Here is a 23,027-nt window from a genome sequence, read left to right as displayed (position 1 = left end):
TAAACTTCTGTTATTCTTCTGCAGGTAAAACTTTTCCTGTACATTCACCAAACCCAATTCGAACTTGATCGTTCTCACAATGTGCATGCAGTATAACAGTATCATTATCATTAATAAATTTCCTTTCAGAACCATCGCTAAGCTTTACAGGATTTGCTCCACGCCAAGTTAATTCTAGCATGGAACCATAACTATCAGGAGTTGGGCCAGAAATGGTACCAGATCCCATCATATCGCCCGAACGAACATTACATCCATTTACCGTATGGTGAGCTAGTTGCTGAGCCATTGTCCAATACATATATTTAAAGTTAGACTTCGCGACAATAGTCTCGCTTTTATTTTCAGGCTGAATCCCAACTTGCAAATGAATATCAAAACTATGCTTCCCTTCATGCTGTAAATAGGGTAGTGGAATAGAGTCTTGCTTTGGATTGTCTACCCTAAATGGCTCTAAAGCATCAAGAGTCACAATCCATGGAGATATAGTTGATGCGAAGTTTTTTCCTAAAAACGGACCTAAAGGCTGATACTCCCAAGCTTGAATATCGCGTGCACTCCAGTCATTGAACAACACGAGTCCAAAAATATAGTCCTCTGCCTTTTCAATAGGGATTCTACTTCCCAATCTGTTTGATGCTGTCGTAATGAATGCCATTTCCAACTCGAAATCCAATAATTTCGATGGGCCAAAACCTGGTGTGTTTGTTCCTTCAGCAGGACGAGATTGTCCAATAGGTCTGCGTACAGGAGTCCCTGAAGGAATGATAGATGAACTTCTTCCATGATAACCAATAGGTACATGTAACCAGTTTGGCATTAATGCATTTTTTGGGTCACGAAAGATACTTCCAACATTGGTCGCGTGCTCTTTACTTGCATAGAAATCAGTATAATCTCCTACATCAACAGGTAACTGCATTTCTATTTCATCCATTCTAAAGATGATCTTATCTTTATGTTCTGGATTATCGCGCAATTCACCACTGGTTGTATCAAATATTTCAGCAATCCTATTTCTAACGAGCCTCCAAGTTTTACGCCCGTCAGCAATAAAATCATTTAAAGTATCTTGTAAAAAGATATCATCTGTTAATGGAATATCTTTAAAGTAACCAAGTTGATGCAATGCTCCAAGATCTATGGCATAATCACCAATACGTGTGCCAATTGTTATGATATCTTCACGTGTAATAAAGACACCAAATGGAATGTTTTGTATTGGAAAATCAGAGTTATCGGCAACATTTAACCATGATTTTCTATTAGGGTCATTTGCTGTAATTAACATTTTAATGTTTTTTGTTCAAATATAGATGTTTCTGCTGTTTTGCAAAATGAAATTAGTACTTTTGGCTACTTATTTAACAAATCATTTTTCTGCTATAACAAATCATAAGTAAAATGCAACGCGATCAACAAATTTTTGACCTTATTCAAGACGAAAAAGAACGACAATTACATGGATTAGAGCTCATCGCATCAGAAAACTTCGTTAGTGAACAAGTACTTGAGGCGGCAGGTTCTGTATTAACCAATAAATATGCTGAGGGATATCCTGGTAAACGGTATTATGGAGGATGTGAAGTAGTTGATAAAGTTGAACAACTAGCCATTGATCGTGCAAAGGCATTATTTGGAGCTGAATATGTAAATGTGCAACCGCATTCTGGTTCTCAAGCCAATTCTGCAGCTTATTATGCTCTATTAAAACCGGGTGATAAAATTTTGGGTTTCGACCTATCTCATGGAGGTCATTTAACACATGGTTCACCTGTTAATTTCTCAGGAAACTTATATAAAACAGCTTTTTATGGCGTTGAGAGAGAAACAGGCACATTAAACTATGATAAGATTCAGAAGATTGCTGAAGAAGAAAGACCCCAATTAATTGTAGCGGGTGCTTCTGCATATTCTCGAGATATAAATTTTGAGCGTTTCCGTGCTATTGCCGATAGCGTAGGTGCTCTATTAATGGCAGATATTTCACACCCTGCCGGATTAATTGCTAAAGGAATATTAAGTGACCCAATACCACATTGTCATGTAGTAACGACTACCACACATAAAACATTACGTGGCCCGAGAGGAGGAATGATTATGATGGGTAAAGATTTTGAAAATCCTTGGGGTATTACTTTAAAAAGTGGAAAACCTAAAATGATGTCGGCTATATTCAATATGGCTGTTTTTCCAGGCAATCAAGGAGGACCTTTAGAACATATTATAGCTGCTAAGGCAATTGCATTTGGTGAAGCTTTAACCGATGATTTCTTACATTATCAGATTCAGGTAAAACGTAATGCTGCTGCTATGGCGGCTGCTTTTGTTGCTAAAGATTATCATTTAATCTCTGGTGGAACCGATAATCATATGATGTTAATTGATTTACGTAATAAAAATATTACAGGTAAGGAAGCGGAAAATGCTTTGGTTAAGGCAGAAATTACGGTAAATAAAAATATGGTGCCGTTTGACGATAAATCACCTTTTGTAACTTCAGGGATACGAATTGGTACCGCAGCTATTACCACAAGAGGATTAAAGGAGACTGATATGCATACCATAGTAGATTTAATTGATGAAGTAATTAATAACTATGAAAATGAAGCTGTTCTAGAAGCTGTAGCTGAAAAAGTGAATGCTCTGATGGCTGACAGACCTTTGTTCGCATCTGCGGTTAATGCATAGTGAATACAATAAATTAGACGATAAATTAAAACCCGGCTTTTGCCGGGTTTTAATGTTTTGCTTATTTGGAACGAATAAATGTAATCTTAAAATTTCACCTCAATGTTGAGCAATGTAATTAGGGTGTTAGCAATCGTAAAATAAATCAATTCTTCAATCACTTTATTCGAATAAAAAAGATCAATTAATCCTCTTCTTGAGCACGTTCAATAATATTTTCGGGTAAGGCCTTTTTGGCTTTTGCTCCTAACTTTTTAATTTTTTCTACACTAGTAATGAGATTCCCTTTTCCTTCGAAAAGCTTATTCATTGCAGCATTATAATCTGTTTTTGAAGCATCAATTTTTTTACCTACTCCAATAAGATCTTTCATTAAGCCATCAAATTTATCGTATAATGCACCCGCTTGACGTGCAATTTCAATTGCATTTCGTTGCTGCTTTTCATTATTCCACATAGTGTCGATAGTTCGTAACGTTGCCAATAGTGTAGATGGTGTAACAATTACTATGTTTTTTTCAAAGGCTTTATTATATAATTGGCCATCTTTATTAATTGCAATCGCAAAGGCAGGTTCTACGGGAACAAACAATAAGACGAAATCTGGAGATTCTATTTCATAAATATCTTCATATTTCTTTTCACTTAATTGTGTTACATGGCGATTTAAGGATGCAATATGTTCTTTTAACAATTGTTCTTTTACTTGCTCATCATCTTCATTTACATACTGCTCATAAGCAGTTAAAGAGACTTTAGAGTCGATAATCATCTTTTTATTATCTGGCAAACTGATAACTACATCGGGCATTACACGTTTACCATCTTCTGTTGCGAAACTTTGCTGAATAAAGTACTCTCGGTCTTTTTCTAGTCCTGATTTCTCTAAAACGCGTTCTAAAACCAATTCTCCCCAATTCCCTTGCGTTTTACTATCACCTTTTAAAGCTTTTGTAAGATTTAAGGCTTCTTTACTCATTTGCTCATTGAGTTCTTTTAATCCTAAAATTTGCTGACGTAGGGCGGCATGCCTATCTATACTTTCTTTATGTGTGTCTTCGACTTTCTTTTCGAAAGTTTTGATTTTTTCTTGTAGCGGATTTAAAATGGTTTTTAAATTTTCTTTGTTTTGTTCGGTTATTTTTGAAGAGTTTTTTTCTAAAATATTATTTGCTAATAGTTCAAAATCTTTGCGTAATTGCTCTTGTTGTTTTGCTAATTCTTTATCGCGCTGCAAGTTCTGTTGTTGTAAATTTTCATAATCGGCATTTTTTCTGGTAAGTTCGGTATTTAGAAAATCTTTTTCTCGGCGAATCTCCTCACGTTCTTTTTCGGTTTTATCTACTTTTTCTTCGAGCGCATTGATAGCATTTTGCAATTGTGTATCACGCTCTTCTAAGGCACTAAGCTTGGCCTTTCCTCTAAGTGCATTGATATAGATACCCAATAACGCTCCTAAAGCACCGGCAATAATAAATATGATTATATAAACTAAACTATCTTGCATTAATTAAAATTTATGACTTTATATCCTTTTTCTTGAAAGTCAACCAAGGTTGTCATGGCTGATAAAGCTATTTTTACATCTTTAGAGATGTCTTTTTGTTGAAAACCTCTTGCCAAAACAGATTGCCCACAGACATACATATCAACTCCTACCTTTTTAAGTGCTTTGATAAGAGCAATGTTCATGTTATCAATATCGTATTTTTCAAGATATACTTTATTCGACAAGGCATTTTTAACAGCTTTGCCATGTAATACAAAAGCTACTTTCATATTTTTAGCTGAAATGCCATTTTGCGCATGCATATTTAAAAAACGCGCAACGGTATTAATTAATGGATTGACACTGTGAGGCTTATCAGTATCAGAATAAATGTCAAAAATGACCTTATATTCTTTATTTTTTTCAAGAGTAAGATCAGGATTTTTAACTTTATATACCTTACCAAAATCTTTAACTATTGGGCCAGCTTTATTTTTTGTATTTTGAGCATAAGAAGCTGATAAACAGAAAATTATTATAAGTGTTGTAAAATATTTCATATACTGAATTTCAAACATTAATAATACAAAATATCTAAGAGCTATCCACGTGTATTTGACCTTTTGTTGATAAAATCGTATCATTGGATTATGAAGTTTTTAGCTCGACTCATTTTAATACACATTTGGGGTTGGAAATTTATTGGCGATTTTCCAAAACTAGATAAGTATGTAATTATAGCGGCGCCACATACCAGCTGGATTGATTTCCCGGTAGGTATCCTAGCGAAATATGCAAGAGGAGCAAAGATTAATTATGTTGGTAAGGCTTCACTTTTTAAACCTCCTCATGGCTTCATATTCCGGTTACTTGGAGGCGCACCTGTTGATCGTTCAAAGAACACGAATTTAGTACAATCAATCGTTGATATTTTTGATTCTAGAGAGCGATTTATTTTGGCATTAGCTCCAGAAGGCACTAGGAAAAAAGTAACCGAATTTAAAACAGGATTTTATTATATCGCTAAAGGTGCTAACGTACCAATAGTAATGGCCACATTAGATTTTGGTAATAAACAAATTAGAATTTCAGAACCCTATCATGTTACCGATAATAAAGAAGCCGACTTCGAACATTTTTATTCTTATTATAGAGGTGTAAGAGGATTTAGATCAGATTTAAGTTTTTAATAATCTCTATTAGTTCTTTAGGCTTCTATAGAAAGTCTTGCGCATTACATCAGGTTTTATAAACCAATCACCATACTTAAGATCATCATATTTCTTCGTTAAAGCGCCATTATTTGTTACTTCTTCTTCAGTTTTACCAGCGTTTATGTCTTTAAGAACAGCTTCTTTTATTTCTTGAAGCATTATTAAATATGTTTTTAGCTCTTTTTTATTTGAAATACCTCGGTGACCCGGAATAATTTTGGTGTCATCATCAATAAGATTTATCGCAAATTGGATGGCTTTAATATATCCATCTACAGATCCACCAGCATCTAAATCTATATAAGGATATTTCCCCTGAAAATAGGCATCACCTGTATGTAATACATTACTATCACTAAAATAGATCATTGAATCTCCATCTGTGTGTGCGTTATGTACGTGAAATACTAAGATATCTTCACCGTTTAAACGGAAACTTAAACTTTTTTCAAAGGTAACTACCGGTAATGCAGCTTTTGGAGATGGAGGTGTTTTCCGGTTCCATAAAGAATTGAATTGCTCTGTACTCATACGTTTTCTCACATTTTTATGAGCAACGATAACGGTACCATTGTTTTTCATGTTTTCATTACCACCGGTATGATCACCATGCCAATGCGTATTGATTAAGAATCTTACAGGTTTATCTGTTAACGTTTTTATTTCAGCAAGAATTTTTTCCGTTAAGGGTGCAAATTGGTCATCTATCATAAATACACCATCTTCACCAATAGAAATACCAATATTTCCTCCAGACCCGGTTAGCATGTATATACTATCAGAGACTTTATGGCTTTTAACTGTTATTTCTCGGTTTTGCGCAGTAATAGCAAATGATAGAAGTGCAATAAAAATTGTGAAGATTGTTTTCATGACATAGAGTTTGTGTCTAAGACGTTTTCGGTCAACTAAAATTACAAATTAACTAGGTATTTAATGCTATTTGAAAATAACAGATATCGGCATTATGATAGTGACTTGGCAATCCTTTAAAATTTTTAATCTTATGCATTCCTAAAAAATCAAAACCAGCATTCTTATAATGTTCAATTAGTTTTGTATTATTTCCACAAGTGTCTAGCCTTACAAATGATTTCTTATGTAACACTGCATATTCTTTAGCCCAGTCTACAATTATAGTTACAAAATTCTTCCCTCTAAATTTAGGGTTAGTTGCGATACGATGTATATAAATAGAAGGGTTTTTATCTTTTTCGCCCCAAATTTCACGGTCATTAAATGCAGTTGCCCAAACACAAGCTATATTACCATCAATGAGTAATTTCCATTGTCTATTCTCATTTATTTCTTTCTCAACCAATCCTCTTTCAAATTCTGGCCATACGTTACCCGAAAATTTCAGCTTTTGATATGCAGTGGCTATTGCATATAACTCAAAAATTTTATTAACATCATTAAGTTCACTATTTAATATTTCAAACATAAAACGAGATAATCACAATTAGATTAGAACAAAATACAAACTGGAGTAGGAGCTTCAATTTCGTCAACAAAAGTTAATAAGCCAGAGGCTACATTTCGTTTAAATGATATAAGCGAATCCGTATGCTGATTTGCTACAAGCAAGAAGTTCCCTTCAGGCGACAAAGAAAAATTTCTTGGGCCATCTCCTTTGGTACTTTCATGCGCTACCAGATTTAACAACCCATTATTATCATCAATTTTTAAAATTGCAATGCTATTATGGCCTCTGTTTGAAGCATATAAGAATTTTCCGTCTGGGGAAATATGAATATCAGCTCCCGTATTATAGTCTGTATATGATTCTGGCAGTATTGAAAAAGAATCCTTTGCAGTGAATTTTCCGCTTGCATCAATTTCAATAAGTTGGACTTCTGATACTAATTCATTTAAGACATATATCCATTGACCATTTGGGTGAAATGCAAAATGCCTTGGTCCGCCACCAATTTTTACTTTAAGTTTATTCTGTGCTGTTTTTACTAGTTTTTTATTTATAGTATCTAGTTGATAGAACCAAAGCTCATTGGTGCCTAAGTCTGATGCTATAATTGTTTTCATTTTTTTATTTAACAGTGAAGAATGCACATGAGGTGCTTGTTGTCTATCGGTGGTTCCTCTACCATTATGCTGCTGAACATCTAATAAATCAGACAAATTTCCTTTTTCACTTAGTTTTAATAAACCTAAATTACCTCCGGTATAATTTGATACCAGAATAAATCCATCCTTAGTTGTTGAAATATGACATGGATGCGCTCCTCCCGAAGATCTACGATCTATAAATAATAATGTATCTTTTTTTATGGTGTAAGATTCAACCGAACCAACACCATCTATATCATTCTCATTAACTGCTACCAAGAATGAATTAGAAGTATCTTTAGTCAAATATGAAGGGTTACTTGTTTGGGCAACTAAACCATCTTTTTTTAAGGTACCATTTGATAAAAGTGAATATTGATAGATGCCTTTACTATCTTTATTAGTATAGGTGCCTACATAAAAAGAAGTGCTTTCTTCAGAGCCTTGATTTGTTGGTTTATGTGCTTCCTTTTTGTGGCAACTCACTACAAGTAAGATGCTTAAAATGATTAGAAATTGCTTCATAAATTGAGAATTCTAATTGGAGATTATATTTTCAATAGTCTCTAAAAGCTTAAAATCCTTATCAGTTACTCCATCGGCATCGTGCGTAGATAATCTAATCGATAACTTGTTATAAACATTACACCATTCGGGATGATGATTTTGACTTTCTGCTTCAAAGGCAATGCGATTCATAATTGAAAAGCAATCCTTAAAACTTTCAAATTCTAATGTGGTCTCTAGTCCATTATTTAAATATTCCCAATCTGGAAACTGCTGGAGTTTATCTTGTATTTGGCCTTCTGTAAGCTTATTCATAAATTTAGTTTTTATAAAAATACAAAAAGCGAAGCATTAATATTTAATACTTCGCTTGTAATATATAATTTAGAAAGTTAAGCTTTATAAAAAGGTAATTTTACAACAGAGGCAGGTACTGCATTTTTTCGAATTTGAATATTAATAGTACTACCAATATCGGCAAATACTCTAGGAACATAACCTAGGCCAATTCCTTTCCTTAAAGAAGGACTCATAGTACCCGAAGTAACTTCTCCTATTTTTTTACCATTTCCATCTACAATATCATATCCCTGACGAGGAATACCACGATCATTTAACTCAAAAGCAATAAGTTTTCTATCGGTTCCATGTTCTTTTTGTTTTTTGAATTCTTCATGATTGGTAAATTCTTTGGTGAATTTAGTGATCCACCCTAAACCAGCTTCTATCGGAGAAGTAGTGTCATTAATATCATTACCATACAAACAAAAGCCCATTTCAAGACGTAATGTGTCGCGAGCTGCTAAACCAATAGGTTTAATACCATAATCGACTCCTGCTTCAAAAACTTTATGCCATACTTTCTCAACGTCTTCATTTCGTACATAAATTTCAAATCCGCCAGATCCTGTATAACCAGTTGCCGATATCATAACATTTTCAACACCTGCAAAGTCGGCTACTTGTACAGTATAATACTTCATGTTTTCTAAGTCAACAGAAGTTAATGATTGCATGGCTTTTGCAGCTTTTGGACCCTGTATAGCGAGCAAAGAAAAGTTTTCTGAGACATCTTTCATTTCAGCTCCAACATCGTTTTTAGAAGATAACCAATCCCAATCTTTTTGAATATTAGAAGCATTAACTACAAGTACATATTTGTCTTCCTGAAGGCGATAAATTATCAAATCATCAACTATACCGCCGTCATCATTCGGCATGCAACTGTATTGTGCTTTACCATCAAATAATTTTGATGCATCATTTGAACATGTTTTTTGAATTAATGCCAACGAATTCGGCCCGGAGATAACAAATTCACCCATATGCGAAACATCAAAGACACCTACGCCATTTCTAACTGTTTCATGTTCAATATTTACACCTTCGTATTGTACAGGCATATTGTATCCTGCAAAAGGAACCATTTTAGCCCCTAATGATTCATGTACATGTGTTAATGCAGTATTTTTCATTTTAATTAAATCTAATTTAGGTTTGCTAAAGTATTGAAAATTCGGCTAAATGCTGAATGGAAATTAGTTTATTTAAGAGGGGTATTCTTGCAAAATCTGATAAACCAATTCTTTAGTTAATGGCTTACTATTTGCTTTTTCTTTAATTAGGCTAAAGGTATAAATAAAGTTGCATCCATTCTTATAGTTAGAACAGCCATAAGCAGTTTTGCCTTTAAGAATTGTTCCTTTTTTACATTTGGGGCAACTTGGTGTATCGGGTATTTCTTTAATTTTTTTCTTTTTCGGTTCAAGTTTTAAATTAAAATGGCTATCAAATTTAATAAGACCTTCCACTTTTTCACCTTCTACGTTAAAACCCTTCAAGTTGGTTGTGCATCCTTTTGCAATCAAACGCACCATTTGATTTTCTGAAATCTTTTTTTCTAAATAGATAAATGGAATTTTAAAATCACATCCATTTTTATAGTTACCACATCCAAAAGCAGTTAATCCCTTTAATAATTTCCCTTCTTTACATTTTGGACAATTTTGACCAACTACTGTTTTCTTTTTAGAACCCTTTTTTTTGGAAATCGTGCTTGTTTTTAGATTATTTGCAGGTGATATTCGTGCTTTTTTAGTGTTTGATCTTACCTCATATACCAATTGATCTACCATGCGTTTCATACTTTTTATAAAAGCACCGGCATTAAAATCGCCATGTTCAATTTCTTTTAATTTTTTCTCCCATCTGCCAGTCAATTCAGCAGATTTTAAAAGTTCATTATCTATTAGCTCAATAAGTTGAATTCCTGTTTCTGTTGGAACCACTAATTTTTTCTTGCGCTCAATGTACTTTCTTTTGAATAGTGTCTCTATAATACTTGCGCGTGTAGATGGCCTACCAATACCATTTTCCTTCATTAATTCGCGCATCTCATCATCATCAACTTGCTTACCTGCCGTTTCCATTGCGCGTAAAAGACTTGCCTCTGTATAATTACGAGGTGGTTTGGTTTCTTTCTCTAAAAAGGAAGGCTCATGTGGGCCCTTTTCACCTTTCTCAAAAGTTGGAAGTATACGATCTTCCGTCGTCTTTTTGCCATCATTATTATATTCAAATACAAGGCGCCAACCTTTTTCAAGTACTTCTTTACCCGTAGTTTTAAAAGTCACATCGGCTGCTTTACCAATAACTGAAGTATTAGAGACCGTACTATCTTTATAAAAAACCGCAATGAAACGTCTTACAATAATATCATAGACCTTTTGCTGATTGTATTGAAGTTTTGTTTGAATTCCGGTAGGAATTATAGCATGGTGATCGGTTACTTTTTTATCATTAAAAATTTTAGATGATTTCTTTATCTTTTCATCTAAGAGAGGTAGTACAAGTTCATTATAATCATTCAGCTTCTTAAGTATTCCTGGTATTTTAGGATATAAATCAGTCGGTAAAAATGTGGTATCTACTCTAGGATAAGTTACCACTTTCATTTCATAGAGTCTTTGAGCGATTTTTAATGTTTCTTCGGCTGAAAATCCGAATTTGGTATTGCAATAAACCTGAAGCCCTGTAAGATCAAATAGTTTTGGCGCGTACTCTTTACCTTTCTTTTTGGAAATAGATATAATCTCAAAGTCATCTTCTCTTACTTTATTGGCAAAAGCTAGCCCTTCTTCTTTTTTTAAAAAGCGTCCTTCTTCGCAATTAAACTGTGTATTTTTATAAGTAGTTTGTAATTCCCAATAGGGTTGGGGTTTGAAATTTTCAATTTCCTTATAACGTTCAACTAGCATCGCAAGAGTAGGAGTTTGCACTCTTCCCACAGATAGAACTTGCTTTGGCCCGCCAAATTTTAACGTATATAAACGTGTAGCATTTAAGCCTAATAGCCAATCACCTATAGCACGCGAGAAACCTGCATAGTATAAGTTATCATAAGATTCGGATGGTTTTAGGTTATTAAAACCTTCTTTAATAGCCTCTTCGGTTAATGAAGATATCCATAAGCGCTCAACTTTCCCTTTATAATTACTTTGATTAATAACCCATCTTTGAATGAGTTCACCTTCTTGTCCGGCATCACCACAATTTATGATCACATCAGCTTTATCAAATAAGTTTTTTACAATTTTAAATTGCTTTTGTATGCCTTTATCATCAGTAACCTTGGTTGAGAATTTATCGGGTAACATAGGTAAATTGTTCAAGTCCCAACTCTTCCAATGTGGTTTATAATCTTTAGGTTCTAAAAGGGTGCATAAATGCCCAAAAGTATAGGTTACCGCGTATCCATTGCCTTCAAAATACCCATCACGCTTAGTGGTTGCTCCTAATATAGAAGCAATCTCTCGAGCAACACTGGGTTTTTCGGCAATGCAGACCTTCATATAATAAAAATAAGTGCCCGAAATTAACCAAAACAACTAGAACAAATTCTTATTGTTAAGTTATTTTTTTTACAAAGTTTATTGAAGTGTGTCAAATGGTTGTTTAGCTATTTAAATATGCTTTTAAATCTTGATACGTTGAAATTTGAATAGCTATTTTTTCTTTATGCATTATAGCCGCAATCTGCTTTGGAATCTGCACATCAACCTTTAGTGTTTCTTCAACTATATCTAAGAATTTTACCGGATGCGCCGTTTCTAAAAACACACATAGTGAGTCTTCATTTTCTTTTTGATATTCTTTTGCTCCTAGGTATCCCACAGCTCCATGTGGGTCGGCAATATATTCTGATGTATTATAAATTTCCTTCATGGCGTTGCGTGTAGCGCTATCTGTAAAGGAAAATGAAGAAAAATGACCTTTTAATTTGTTAAAGTCATGATCAAATAATTGCTGAATTCTTATAAAATTACTAGGATTTCCTACATCCATTGCATTCGAAATAGTAGCCTTTGAAGGTTTCGGAATATAATTTCCTTCTTCAAGATATTTAGGTACGGTATCATTAACATTGGTCGATGCAATAAAATGCTTTATAGGTAAACCGAGCTTTTGTGCCATTATACCGGCGCAGATATTGCCAAAATTACCACTAGGTACAGAGAATACTACCTCTTTGTTTAAATGTTTAACCTGTTTATAAGCAAAGAAAAAATAGAACATTTGAGGCAACCATCTGGCAACATTAATGGAATTAGCTGATGTAAGCGTTCTCGTAATTTCATCGTCTAAAAAGGCAGTTTTCACCATGTCTTGACAGTCATCGAAAACGCCTTTTACTTCTAATGCTGTAATATTTTGACCTAATGTTGTTAGTTGCTTTTCTTGTATATCGCTCACCTTCCCACTAGGGTAAAGTATAACCACATCAACACCTTTAACGCCTAAAAAGCCATTGGCAACTGCACCTCCCGTGTCTCCAGAGGTTGCAACAAGAACCGTTACTTTCTGATCGCTATTTTTATTAAAATAACCCAAGCAACGTGCCATAAAACGAGCGCCTACATCTTTGAAAGCCATAGTGGGCCCATGAAACAATTCTAAAGTTGCAATCGTATCTTCAACTTTTACAACGGGAAAGTCAAAAGCTATGGTTTCGGCAATAATATTTTTTAATTCACTTTCGGGAATTTCATTACCAACAAACTGCTTGATCGCTTGGAAGGCAATTTCTTCATTTGAGTATTTATCTATATTAAGAATAAAATCCTCTGGTAATGGTGTAATTGATTCTGGGAAATATAGCCCTTTATCTGGAGCCAAGCCTTTAATAACAGCCTCTTTAAATGAAACTTTAGGCGATTGATTATGTAAACTATAGTATTGCATTATTGATGCGCTAAAATTTTTATTCCTTGTGTATTAACTTTTGATATGTGGATCTCAAAATCAACTTGTGTATTATGATATACGTTTTTCATAGCTTCTTTAACATTCAAAGCAGTTTCCATTCCTTTACTTAATGCAAAAATTGTTGGACCCGACCCTGAAATTCCAGCTCCTAATGCACTAGCTTTTAATGCACTTTCTTTGACATTATCGAAGTGAGGAATTAATTTCTTACGAACAGGTTCAATAATCACATCTTTTAGGGAATTGGCAATCAATTGATAATTGCTTGAATACAATCCACTAATTAAACCACCTACATTTGCCCATTGTGTAATGGCACTATTTAAAGGGATTTCTTTAGGGAGTACATTACGGGCATCTTCTGTTTTTATTTCTATTTGCGGATGTAAAGCGGTAATAAATAAATCATCGGGTACCGGTATTTTTATAATATCTAAAGGCTGATAGCTTCTTACAAGAACGAATCCTCCATATAACGCAGCCGAAACATTATCGGCAATTTGAGAACCGCAAGCAGCCTCTTCGCCTAGCATAGCAAATTTTGTTAACTCCAGTAATGTAAATGGTGTTCCTAATAATTTATTCAGTGCATATGCTGTACCAGAAGCACTAGCAGCACTACTGCCTAAACCACTTCCGGGTTTGAATTTTTTATAGATTTCAATTTCAACGCCGAAATTCACAGGATATTTCTCTAACATTGCCTGGGCTACGACACCTGCTACATTTTTATCAATATCAAAGGTGAGATTAGCCCCTTCAATTTTAGTGATTTTTATTTGCTGATCTTTTGTTTTTCGAAGAACCATCTCATCACCAATAGTATCTAATGCTAATCCCAAGGCATCAAAACCACAAGAAACATTAGCAACCGTAGCCGGTGAGAATATTTTAATTTCTTCCATAAGGTTAGTTATTAGCAACTTTAATTATATCAGCAAATAAACCAGAGGCAGTTACATCCGCCCCGGCTCCGGCTCCTTTAATAATCATAGGTTGTTCTGGATAACGTTCTGTATAAAACATTACAATATTATCCTTTCCTTCTAGATTATAAAATGGATGCCCGACATGAATTTCTTGTAGCCCTACATTTGCTTTTCCATCCTTTAAACTAGCTACATACTTCAACTGACATTCCTTTGACGTAGCTGATTTATATAATTCTTGAAAGTGAACTTCATCATTCATGAGCGATGTATAAAAGTTAGCAACGGAGTCAGTAGCTAAATTCCCCTTGGTTAAAAAAGAGGTATTGTCAATATCTTCAAGATTTATTTGATGACCGCTTTCTCTAGCTAATATCAATATTTTTCTGGCAACATCTACGCCACTAAGATCTATACGTGGATCAGGCTCCGTATAACCTTCTTCTTGAGCTTGTTTTACAACATCATGAAATGTAACCCCGTCATTAAAGTTATTAAAAACAAAATTTAAACTACCCGATAGTACGGCATGTATAGATTTAATTTTATCGCCAGAAGCAATAAGGTTATTTAAAGTATCTATAATTGGTAATCCGGCTCCAACGTTGGTTTCAAATAAAAGTGGTGCGTTGTATTTTTTAGATAGATATTTTAATTCATTGTATTTGTCAAGATCATCTGAACATGCAATTTTATTACAAGCTACAACGGCAATGCTGTTACTTAAATAGTTTTTATATAAACTAGCTACTTCGCCATTGGCTGTTATATCTACAAATACACTATTGCGTAAGTTTAATTCATTTACTTTTTCAGCATAGCCATTGAGGTTTGCCGGTTCTGCATCTATTAACTTTTCTTGCCAAGATGATAATGAAATACCTTCTTCGTCAAATAACATCTTTCTAGAATTTGCAAGTCCTATTACTCTTAAATTTAAATTTAATTGTGTTCTTAAATATTCTTGTTGATTTTTTATTTGCTCTATCAATTTGCTACCTACATTACCAACACCGGTAATAAAGATGTTAATTTGTTTTAGATTCCCTTCAAAAAATTGTTCATGCAGACTATTTAATGCCTTTTTAACATCCTTATGAGCAATTACAGCCGAAATGTTATTTTCTGAAGCCCCTTGAGCAATGGCTCTAACATTTACATTATTTTTTCCTAAAGTACTAAACATTTTACCGCTAACACCTTGGTGATTTTTCATATTATCTCCTACTATGGCAATGATTGCTAAACCGCGTTCAGTGATTAATGGTTTTATTTTCTCTCTTGAAATTTCAAATTCAAAAATATTGTCAATAGCACTCTTGGCTCTATTAGCATCGCTATCATCTATTGCTATACAAATGGTATGTTCTGATGAAGCTTGTGTGATTAATTTCACATTGATAGCGTTTAATGCCAAAGCCTCAAATAAGCGCTTAGATATTCCAGGCACACCAATCATACCTGACCCTTCAAGAGTAATTAGGGTAATATTCTCAATATGGCTGATTCCTTTTACAGGATTTGATTTTTTATCAACGTTATTTGATATTAATGTCCCTTTGTCGCTAGGTGAGAAGGTATTCTTTATTAGAATTGGAATCTTATTGATAATTGGATGAATCGTTGGTGGATAAATAACTTTAGCACCAAAGTGTGATAACTCCATCGCTTCTTGATATGAAATTGACTCAATCGCTTTGGCTTGTTTTACCAATCTGGGATTAGCTGTAAACATACCACTAACATCTGTCCATATCTCTAGACTATGTACTTTTAATGCATTTGCAAATATCGATGCCGTATAGTCTGAACCACCTCTTCCTAAAACGACCGTTTCTCCATTTTCATTGCCAGCTACAAAACCAGGCACAATAATTATATCGGCATTAGAATTTTCTACTGCTTTTTGAATGTTCTCATTGGTTTTATTGAAATTAACAATAGCATTGAAGTAATCGTTATTAGCTACAATAAGTTTTCTAGTATCAATTCTTTCAACATTTAAACCTCTTACTTTCATGGTTTCAGAGATAATAAAAGAAGAGATTAATTCACCAAAGCTTACGATTTTAGCTTCTGCCTTTGGCGTTAATTCTTGAATAAGCGAAAGCCCTTTATACAACTGCTCTAGCTTTTCTAATTCAGTAAGTAAGTACTTAAATATGGTATTTTTAATAGTTACATCATCAATAAGCTCATTAATAACGTCTAAATGCCTATTAACAATCTCAGTACTAACGTCTTTAAAGGTTTTATTGTTTTTTATAATATCATGAATGCCGTCTAATAGGGCATTGGTTACACCTGAAAAGGCAGAAACGACTATAATTTGCTTTTCCTTTTGATTATTTTTTACAATATTAATTACTGACGTTATACTTTTAGCAGAACCTACTGATGTTCCTCCGAACTTTAAGACTTTCATTTTTTTAGAATGAATTTATAAATAGTTAAAATTTATGTGATTTTTTAAAATATAGATATGAATTGTATGTAATAGAAAATTAACCCCGAAGGGTAATTCCAGTAGTAATAATCCCTGTTGAATAGGGAAAGGAGAAAACATAGTTATTATTACATTTTACAAATTGCATGAAGCAAATGTATAAAGTAATTTGAACTGAAGCTTATAGAATTGGATTTTTTTTAACGAGAACGCCTATTTTTATTGATATAGAAATTTTTATCTACTTCAATTATTGAATTTGCGTTATTCAAGGTGATTTTTTTCCATTCTTTTGAAGGGGTTATCCACTGCATTTTATTATCAACCATTAATTTAATCGGGATGGAAAAATCATCAACAACATTTGTCCATTTATAAGACATTTCTTTCCCATCGATTTTATAATCTAATTTCGGAATTTTTGTACTTCTTAAATATTGATCAAAAAAACCTTTTAAATTAAGTCCAACGCGCTCACTCAAATAATTCTCAATTTGCTGTGTATTTACTGTTTGATGATAAAAATCTGCATTTAGCCCTTTTAAAATGGTTCTCCACTTTTCGTCATCATTAACTATTTGCCGAAGGGTATGTAACATATTAGCACCTTTATAATACATATCTCCAGATCCAGAGTTATTTACATTATAGTAACCAATAATTGGTTTATCATTCTGTATGTTTCTTCGAGTACCAATTACGTACTCGTTACTAGCTTCCGTTCCAAAATGATAATCCAAAAAAAGATTTTCTGAATAGGCCGTGAAACTTTCATGTATCCACATATCGGCAATATCAATATTGGTAATATTATTAGCAAACCATTCATGACCTGTTTCGTGAATGATGATAAAGTCAAATTTTAATCCCCAGCCAGATCCACTTAGATCAAAGCCTCTATAACCATTTTGATAACCATTACCATAGGTAACTGAACTTTGATGCTCCATTCCTAAGTAAGGAACTTCCACTAATTTAAAGCTGTCTTCATAAAATGGATAGGGCCCAAACCAATGCTCAAATGCTTCAAGCGTTTTTGCTGCATCTTTAAATTGTTTCTTAGCTTTATCAAGATTATAAGAAAGTACAAAATAATCACAATCTAATTCACCCTTTTTACCTTTATATTTTTCCGAAAAGTGTACGTAATCTCCAATATTTATATTAACGCCATAATTATTGATTGGATTTACTACATTCCAGATAAAAGTTTTTGTATGGTCTTGATTTTTGGTTGTTTTTATTAGCCTACCATTACCAACGCTTGTTAAATGATCTGGAGCTGTAATACTAAGGGTTAAACCATCTTCTGGTTCGTCATACATATGATCTTTACATGGCCACCAAATACTAGCTCCACCGCCTTGACAAGACGTTGCTATAAAATCATTACCATTTTTATCTTTGGCCCAGGTAAGTCCATCATCCCATGGTGGATTCTTACTAACTTTCGGATTACCTTGATAGTCAATGGTTATTTCATTTATTGCCCCTTGTACTTGTTCTTTCTTTAAGGTAATATAATAGACGTTTCCTTCTCTCTTAAAATCTAAAGTTTTGTTTTCTTGTTTTACCGAAGTAATCTCCATTGGAGGTTGGAGGTCTATCTGCATCAATTGATTATTACTTAAAACTTTATAGCGAATGGTATTACTCCCTTGCAAGCTCTTTTTTTCAGGGTCAACCTTCATTTTTAAATCATAATGTAGTAGATCCCACCAAATACGTTCTTTGGTAATGGTACCACGTAAAGTATCTTGACGTGAAAAATTAGGGTTCTGAGAAAAACAAGTAGCCGAGGCTAAAACAACAAATACTAGGATAACTTTTTTCAAGAAAATTTTAATTTTATTAGGCTTGCTAATTTAATTAAAATCTACCAAAATTTGATTTTTCAAAAGATCATCGATGGTCTCTCTCTTTCTTATTAGATAATCATTACCGCTTCTTACCAAAACTTCGGCCGGACGGTATCTTGAATTATAATTTGATGCCATCGAAAAACAGTAAGCTCCTGCATTATGAAAAGCTAAAATATCGCCTTCAGATATTTCATTGATCTTTCTGTTTGCTCCTAAAGTATCAGTTTCGCAAATGTAACCTACTACACTGTAAAAGCGCTCTTTACCTGCAAGATTTGAAATGTTTTCTATTTTGTGATAGGCATCATAAAACATGGGTCGAATTAAATGATTCATACCACTATCAACACCTGCAAAAACAGTGGAGGTGGTTTGTTTTACAACATTAACGTTAACTAGAAACATGCCGGCTTCACTAACCAAGAATTTACCAGGCTCAAACATTAGTGTTAGTTCTTTTCCATAATTGGTGCAAAACTCATTAAATCGCTTTGATAATTTTTCTCCGAGCTCTTCGATATTAGTTTGATAATCTCCTTCTTTATAAGGGACTTTAAACCCACTACCAAAATCGATATAATCTAATCTTTTAAAGGATTGGGCTGCATTAAAAAGTATTTCAGTAGCTCTTAAAAATGCATCAATATCATATATGTCTGATCCGGTATGCATATGTATACCATTAATGTTCATGCTGGTATTTTCAACGACACGATGAATATGTGGCAGCTGATGGATTGAAATACCAAACTTAGAATCGATATGTCCTACAGAAATCTTAGAATTACCTCCGGCCATAATATGAGGATTAATACGTATACATACCGGAGTTTCCGGGTACTTTTGACCAAATTGTTCAAGAATAGATATGTTATCTATATTAATCTGCACGCCTAATTCTCTTGCTTGTTCAATCTCTTCAAGGGAAACACCATTTGGAGTGAAAATTATTTCTTGCGGCTCAAAACCAGCTTTTAAACCTAATTGAACCTCTTGAACTGAAACGGTATCTAATCCGGCATTAAACTCTTTAAATAGTTTTAAAATAGTAATATTGGATAAAGCTTTAACGGCATAATTAATTTTTAGATTGCTTACATTCGAAAATGCATTAGACATTCGTTGAAATTGCTCTTCAATCTTATCTGCATTATAAACATACAAAGGTGTATCGTATTTCTGTGCTAGCGTCAATAATAGTTCTCTATCCATTATGATTAAATTATAAGTTCCCAAAAGTACTTAAGAGTGTTTTATTGCTAAAACTTCTTAATAATACTAACATATCGCACGTATTTGTTTAATTTTTGGCTCTTTCTGCGGTTCTTTCTGCAATCTTGACGATAACTTGAGTTGCCTTTTCCATAGACTCAACAGGCACATATTCGTAACGGCCATGAAAGTTATGTCCTCCTGCAAAAATATTAGGGCAGGGTAGCCCCATATAAGAAAGTTGAGATCCGTCGGTTCCACCTCGAATGGCTTTAATTAATGGTTCTATGCCAAGTTCTTTCATAGCTTCTTCGGCAATATCTACTATATGCATTACGGGCTCTACCTTTTCTCGCATATTGTAATATTGATCTTTAATCTCAACTTTAATTAGCTTTTTGCCAAGCTTATTATTGATCATATCAGCAGTATTTTTAAAGTCCTTTTTTCGCTGTTCGAATAGCTGCATATCATGATCGCGAATAATATATTGTAGTTCGGTTTTTTCAACTAAACCAGTTATAGAGTATAAATGAAAAAAACCTTCATAACCCTCTGTTTCTTGAGGGATTTCATTTTTAGGAAGCGCTGCAATAAACTCATTGGCGATTAACATAGAGTTGATCATTTTACCTTTTGCATATCCGGGATGAACAATTTTTCCATCAATAATGACCTTAGCCCCGGCTGCGTTAAAATTTTCATATTCTAATTCCCCAACCTGACTGCCGTCCATGGTATATGCCCATTTGGCTCCAAACTTCTTAACATCAAATAAATGAGCTCCTTTCCCTACTTCTTCATCTGGCGTAAAGGCGATGCGTATTTTACCATGTTTAATTTCTGGATGGTTTATTAAATATTCCATGGCGCTTACAATTTCAGTTACACCTGCTTTATCATCTGCTCCAAGCAAGGTAGTACCATCGGTTGTTATTAAGGTTTGACCTTTATATAATAATAGATCTTCAAAATAATCAGGCGATAGTAGTATATTTTGTTCTTTATTTAGAATAATATCTTTACCATCATAGTTTTCATGAATCTGAGGTTTTACATTGGTGCCGGTATAGTCTGGACTCGTATCAATATGCGCAATGAATCCGATGGTTGGTACGTCAAAATCTACATTACTAGGTAATGTTGCCATAATGTAACAATTATCATCTAATGTGACCTCTTGCATTCCAATTGCTTTAAGGTCTTCAACAAGAATATGTGCGAGATCCCATTGTTTTTCTGTACTAGGAAACTCAGGATTGTTCGGATCTGATTGTGTGTCTATAGTGACATATTTAATAAATCTTTCTATAATACTGTTCATGAAATTAGATTTTTTCAAAAATAAATATTTCGCAATAAAAAAAGAGGTTGATAATTCAACCTCTTCTTATTTTTTTATAAGTTATAATTTATTCTTCTTTGGCAACTACAGCATAAGCTGACACGTAGAATCCATCTTCTGGTAGATCATCAATAAAATGATTATCAATTTCAATACCTATCTCTACCATATCATCACCTAAGTTTTTATGTACATACGGAAATTCGTTAGGATCAGTAGTTGCAACCCCTTCATCATTAAGAGGATACTTTTCACCGCCTATATATAAATAAGTTTCTTTTAGCTTATATTCAGTATCTGTGGTTATAAATTGGATTTTACCTCTATTCAAGTCTGGGTTATAATTTATTCTCACGTGACCGATATATTCACCTGAACTCCAATCACACCCTTCAACTTTAGCATAGAGCTGCAGCGTATGAATTCCGAATATTTTACCGTTTGTCCATCCCCAATTAGAATGGCCTTCATCTAAAAAGCAAAACGCATTTTCTGGTTTTGCATTGTTATAAGCAAAAGAACCAACGCAATCTTCATCAACAGGGTCATCATCACAATTATTTATACAAAAGTCGAACGATCTTACCCAGTCTTTGAAATAATAACCATATCGATACGAATAATAATATTTTTGGTTTAAATCAGAATGATAAGCAAAAGCAGAATAATAACGCCATTTTTCATAATCAAAAATCTTTGCATAGGCTACAATTTCAAAGCAATCGGAATTAATAGAAGACAATGGAATCACATAGGTAGCTTTCTTTTGTCCGCCAAAATAATATGGAAATGCCTTGTAATTAAATTTTCTTAGATTCGGATATCCATTTGAGTAAAAAGGGATATCGTTTTTGTCACCAATATACATATACAATTTTTTCATGTATTTGTACTTCTTGGCTTTTACGGTAACATAAAGATTTTCTCCGTCATTTGATACCTTAATAATACCAACTTTTTTCTTATTATTACCAACACGCAACGGCATAATCTTTGTTTCACCGCACTTAATCTCGTTAACATCTTTTTGTTTTAAACCAGATGGTTTTAATAAGGTGTAGTCTAAGATATGCTTTAAATTAGCATCTACCGGTACTTCTTCTTCAGTAACGTTTGGGTCAAGCGATCCGTCATTCTCAAAAAAATCAGGTTCAATAGCTGTTTTATCATTTTCAACTACAATTTCTTCTTCATTAAGGTTACAAGAAGCAATAAATAGTAACAATGAGGTAGCAAAAAAAATAGAAAAATATTTTTTCTTCATAGCAAGGGGAATTTAGTTAATAGCGTTACAAATATAATTAAAAAGGAAATATGTTCCCTAAGAAATAAGTAAAATGCTGTTTTTCAGTAATAAATGGTGTATTCTATCTAATAAACTCCAGTTTATCATAGATCGCAATTGACTCGCATAAACGTTCGTTAACTTTAAAATCACCAAACACCTTAGTGGTAAATGTAAAATATTCGTCAGGTTCTGTTTTTACATAGATCTGTAAAAAATGATATTCATGTTTACCCGTTTTCCCTTTTGATAAGTTCCAGTAAGCCGGTTTATCCTTAAATTTTGTAGAAGCAGACCTTATGTTACTTAATTGTTCTTTAATGGCTAATGTATCCTTTACTTTTTGATCAAAAGATGCATCCAAAGCTAGCTCACCTTGATGCCATGAAATATCAATTATATAAGCATCGGTTAAACTTTTAGTTGTGTCTGCGCTATAGAGTTGCGACTGAAATTCATCATAATAAAGTTCCGTTTTCCAATTTTTAGGAACTGTAGATCTAAATTTCTTTAAGATATCACGTATTTCTTTGGTTTCATATGGAATGGCACTTGTTTCACAGTTAAATTCACTCTTCAAGCTACTTTTTCCACAAGATAGCATACTAATAGTTACAAGTACAAATAAGAATATTCTATTCACAGATTTAAATTTTAATAATTAATTAGTCGTAAAATTGAGAACGTTTGATTAGAACGCTTTAATATGGATAAA

The 23,027-nt window shown here is 33.5% G+C and carries 19 protein-coding genes; 2 read left to right on the top strand and 17 right to left on the bottom strand.

Going from position 1 to position 23,027, the window contains the following annotated elements:
- Positions 1-10: 10 nt before the first annotated feature.
- The gene (fahA, locus tag AC1EUU_RS03855) at positions 11-1,291 is read right to left on the bottom strand and encodes a fumarylacetoacetase (RefSeq protein WP_480200055.1); all 1,281 of its coding nucleotides are present in this window, start codon (positions 1,289-1,291) and stop codon (positions 11-13) included.
- 113 nt (positions 1,292-1,404) lie between these two features.
- Here fahA and glyA point away from each other — a divergent pair, with 113 nt between their 5' ends.
- Positions 1,405-2,691, top strand: coding sequence for a serine hydroxymethyltransferase (glyA, locus tag AC1EUU_RS03850; protein WP_480200054.1), 1,287 nt, complete (start codon positions 1,405-1,407; stop codon positions 2,689-2,691).
- A gap of 184 nt (positions 2,692-2,875) precedes the next feature.
- Here the strand turns inward: glyA and AC1EUU_RS03845 are convergent, their stop codons facing one another.
- Together AC1EUU_RS03845 and AC1EUU_RS03840 are read right to left on the bottom strand one after the other, a co-directional pair.
- Entirely contained in the window at positions 2,876-4,198 is a 1,323-nt protein-coding gene (locus AC1EUU_RS03845) for a DNA recombination protein RmuC (RefSeq protein WP_480200053.1), read from the bottom strand.
- Positions 4,198-4,740, bottom strand: coding sequence for a DsrE family protein (locus tag AC1EUU_RS03840; protein ID WP_480200052.1), 543 nt, complete (start codon positions 4,738-4,740; stop codon positions 4,198-4,200). The genes AC1EUU_RS03845 and AC1EUU_RS03840 overlap by 1 nt, the downstream gene beginning before the upstream one ends.
- A gap of 90 nt (positions 4,741-4,830) precedes the next feature.
- Here AC1EUU_RS03840 and AC1EUU_RS03835 point away from each other — a divergent pair, with 90 nt between their 5' ends.
- Complete coding sequence (locus AC1EUU_RS03835; RefSeq protein ID WP_480200051.1) at positions 4,831-5,370, top strand: 1-acyl-sn-glycerol-3-phosphate acyltransferase; 540 nt, start codon at positions 4,831-4,833, stop codon at positions 5,368-5,370.
- Positions 5,371-5,379: 9 nt separating this feature from the next.
- Here AC1EUU_RS03835 and AC1EUU_RS03830 read toward each other — a convergent pair whose 3' ends face one another.
- The 14 genes from AC1EUU_RS03830 to AC1EUU_RS03765 all read right to left on the bottom strand — a co-directional run bounded on the left by AC1EUU_RS03830 (position 5,380) and on the right by AC1EUU_RS03765 (position 22,955).
- Positions 5,380-6,267, bottom strand: coding sequence for an MBL fold metallo-hydrolase (locus AC1EUU_RS03830; RefSeq protein WP_480200050.1), 888 nt, complete (start codon positions 6,265-6,267; stop codon positions 5,380-5,382).
- Between the two features lie 52 nt (positions 6,268-6,319).
- Positions 6,320-6,838 carry a GNAT family N-acetyltransferase gene (locus AC1EUU_RS03825; protein WP_480200049.1) on the bottom strand — a complete coding sequence of 173 codons (519 nt, stop codon included), beginning with the start codon at positions 6,836-6,838 and terminating at the stop codon, positions 6,320-6,322.
- A gap of 23 nt (positions 6,839-6,861) precedes the next feature.
- A complete protein-coding gene (locus tag AC1EUU_RS03820; protein ID WP_480200048.1) occupies positions 6,862-7,986 on the bottom strand; it encodes a lactonase family protein in 1,125 nt (374 codons plus the stop codon).
- Between the two features lie 12 nt (positions 7,987-7,998).
- Complete coding sequence (locus AC1EUU_RS03815) at positions 7,999-8,283, bottom strand: 4a-hydroxytetrahydrobiopterin dehydratase (RefSeq protein WP_480200047.1); 285 nt, start codon at positions 8,281-8,283, stop codon at positions 7,999-8,001.
- 77 nt (positions 8,284-8,360) lie between these two features.
- Positions 8,361-9,443 carry a glycine cleavage system aminomethyltransferase GcvT gene (gene gcvT / locus AC1EUU_RS03810; RefSeq protein WP_480200046.1) on the bottom strand — a complete coding sequence of 361 codons (1,083 nt, stop codon included), beginning with the start codon at positions 9,441-9,443 and terminating at the stop codon, positions 8,361-8,363.
- 72 nt (positions 9,444-9,515) lie between these two features.
- Positions 9,516-11,819, bottom strand: a complete 2,304-nt coding sequence (locus tag AC1EUU_RS03805) for a type IA DNA topoisomerase (protein ID WP_480200045.1) — start codon at positions 11,817-11,819, stop codon at positions 9,516-9,518.
- A 103-nt stretch (positions 11,820-11,922) separates the two neighbouring features.
- Positions 11,923-13,209: a threonine synthase gene (gene thrC / locus AC1EUU_RS03800; protein WP_480200044.1), complete on the bottom strand. Its 1,287-nt coding sequence runs from the start codon at positions 13,207-13,209 to the stop codon at positions 11,923-11,925.
- Positions 13,209-14,138 (bottom strand): homoserine kinase, encoded by a 930-nt coding sequence (locus AC1EUU_RS03795; RefSeq protein ID WP_480200043.1) that lies wholly within the window; start codon positions 14,136-14,138, stop codon positions 13,209-13,211. The genes thrC and AC1EUU_RS03795 overlap by 1 nt, the downstream gene beginning before the upstream one ends.
- A 4-nt stretch (positions 14,139-14,142) precedes the next feature.
- On the bottom strand, positions 14,143-16,587 hold the full coding sequence (gene thrA / locus AC1EUU_RS03790) for a bifunctional aspartate kinase/homoserine dehydrogenase I (protein WP_480200042.1): 2,445 nt from the start codon (positions 16,585-16,587) through the stop codon (positions 14,143-14,145).
- Between the two features lie 221 nt (positions 16,588-16,808).
- A complete protein-coding gene (locus AC1EUU_RS03785; RefSeq protein ID WP_480200041.1) occupies positions 16,809-18,443 on the bottom strand; it encodes a M1 family metallopeptidase in 1,635 nt (544 codons plus the stop codon).
- 30 nt (positions 18,444-18,473) lie between these two features.
- A complete protein-coding gene (gene lysA, locus AC1EUU_RS03780) occupies positions 18,474-19,682 on the bottom strand; it encodes a diaminopimelate decarboxylase (RefSeq protein WP_480200040.1) in 1,209 nt (402 codons plus the stop codon).
- A gap of 88 nt (positions 19,683-19,770) precedes the next feature.
- Complete coding sequence (pepT, locus tag AC1EUU_RS03775) at positions 19,771-21,006, bottom strand: peptidase T (RefSeq protein ID WP_480200039.1); 1,236 nt, start codon at positions 21,004-21,006, stop codon at positions 19,771-19,773.
- A gap of 88 nt (positions 21,007-21,094) precedes the next feature.
- Complete coding sequence (locus AC1EUU_RS03770) at positions 21,095-22,291, bottom strand: hypothetical protein (protein ID WP_480200038.1); 1,197 nt, start codon at positions 22,289-22,291, stop codon at positions 21,095-21,097.
- A 103-nt stretch (positions 22,292-22,394) separates the two neighbouring features.
- Positions 22,395-22,955: a hypothetical protein gene (locus tag AC1EUU_RS03765; protein WP_480200037.1), complete on the bottom strand. Its 561-nt coding sequence runs from the start codon at positions 22,953-22,955 to the stop codon at positions 22,395-22,397.
- Positions 22,956-23,027: the final 72 nt, after the last annotated feature.

It is taken from the genome of Maritimimonas sp. 2205BS37-2 (assembly GCF_056591755.1).
This window is presented reverse-complemented; position numbering and strand designations above follow the sequence as displayed.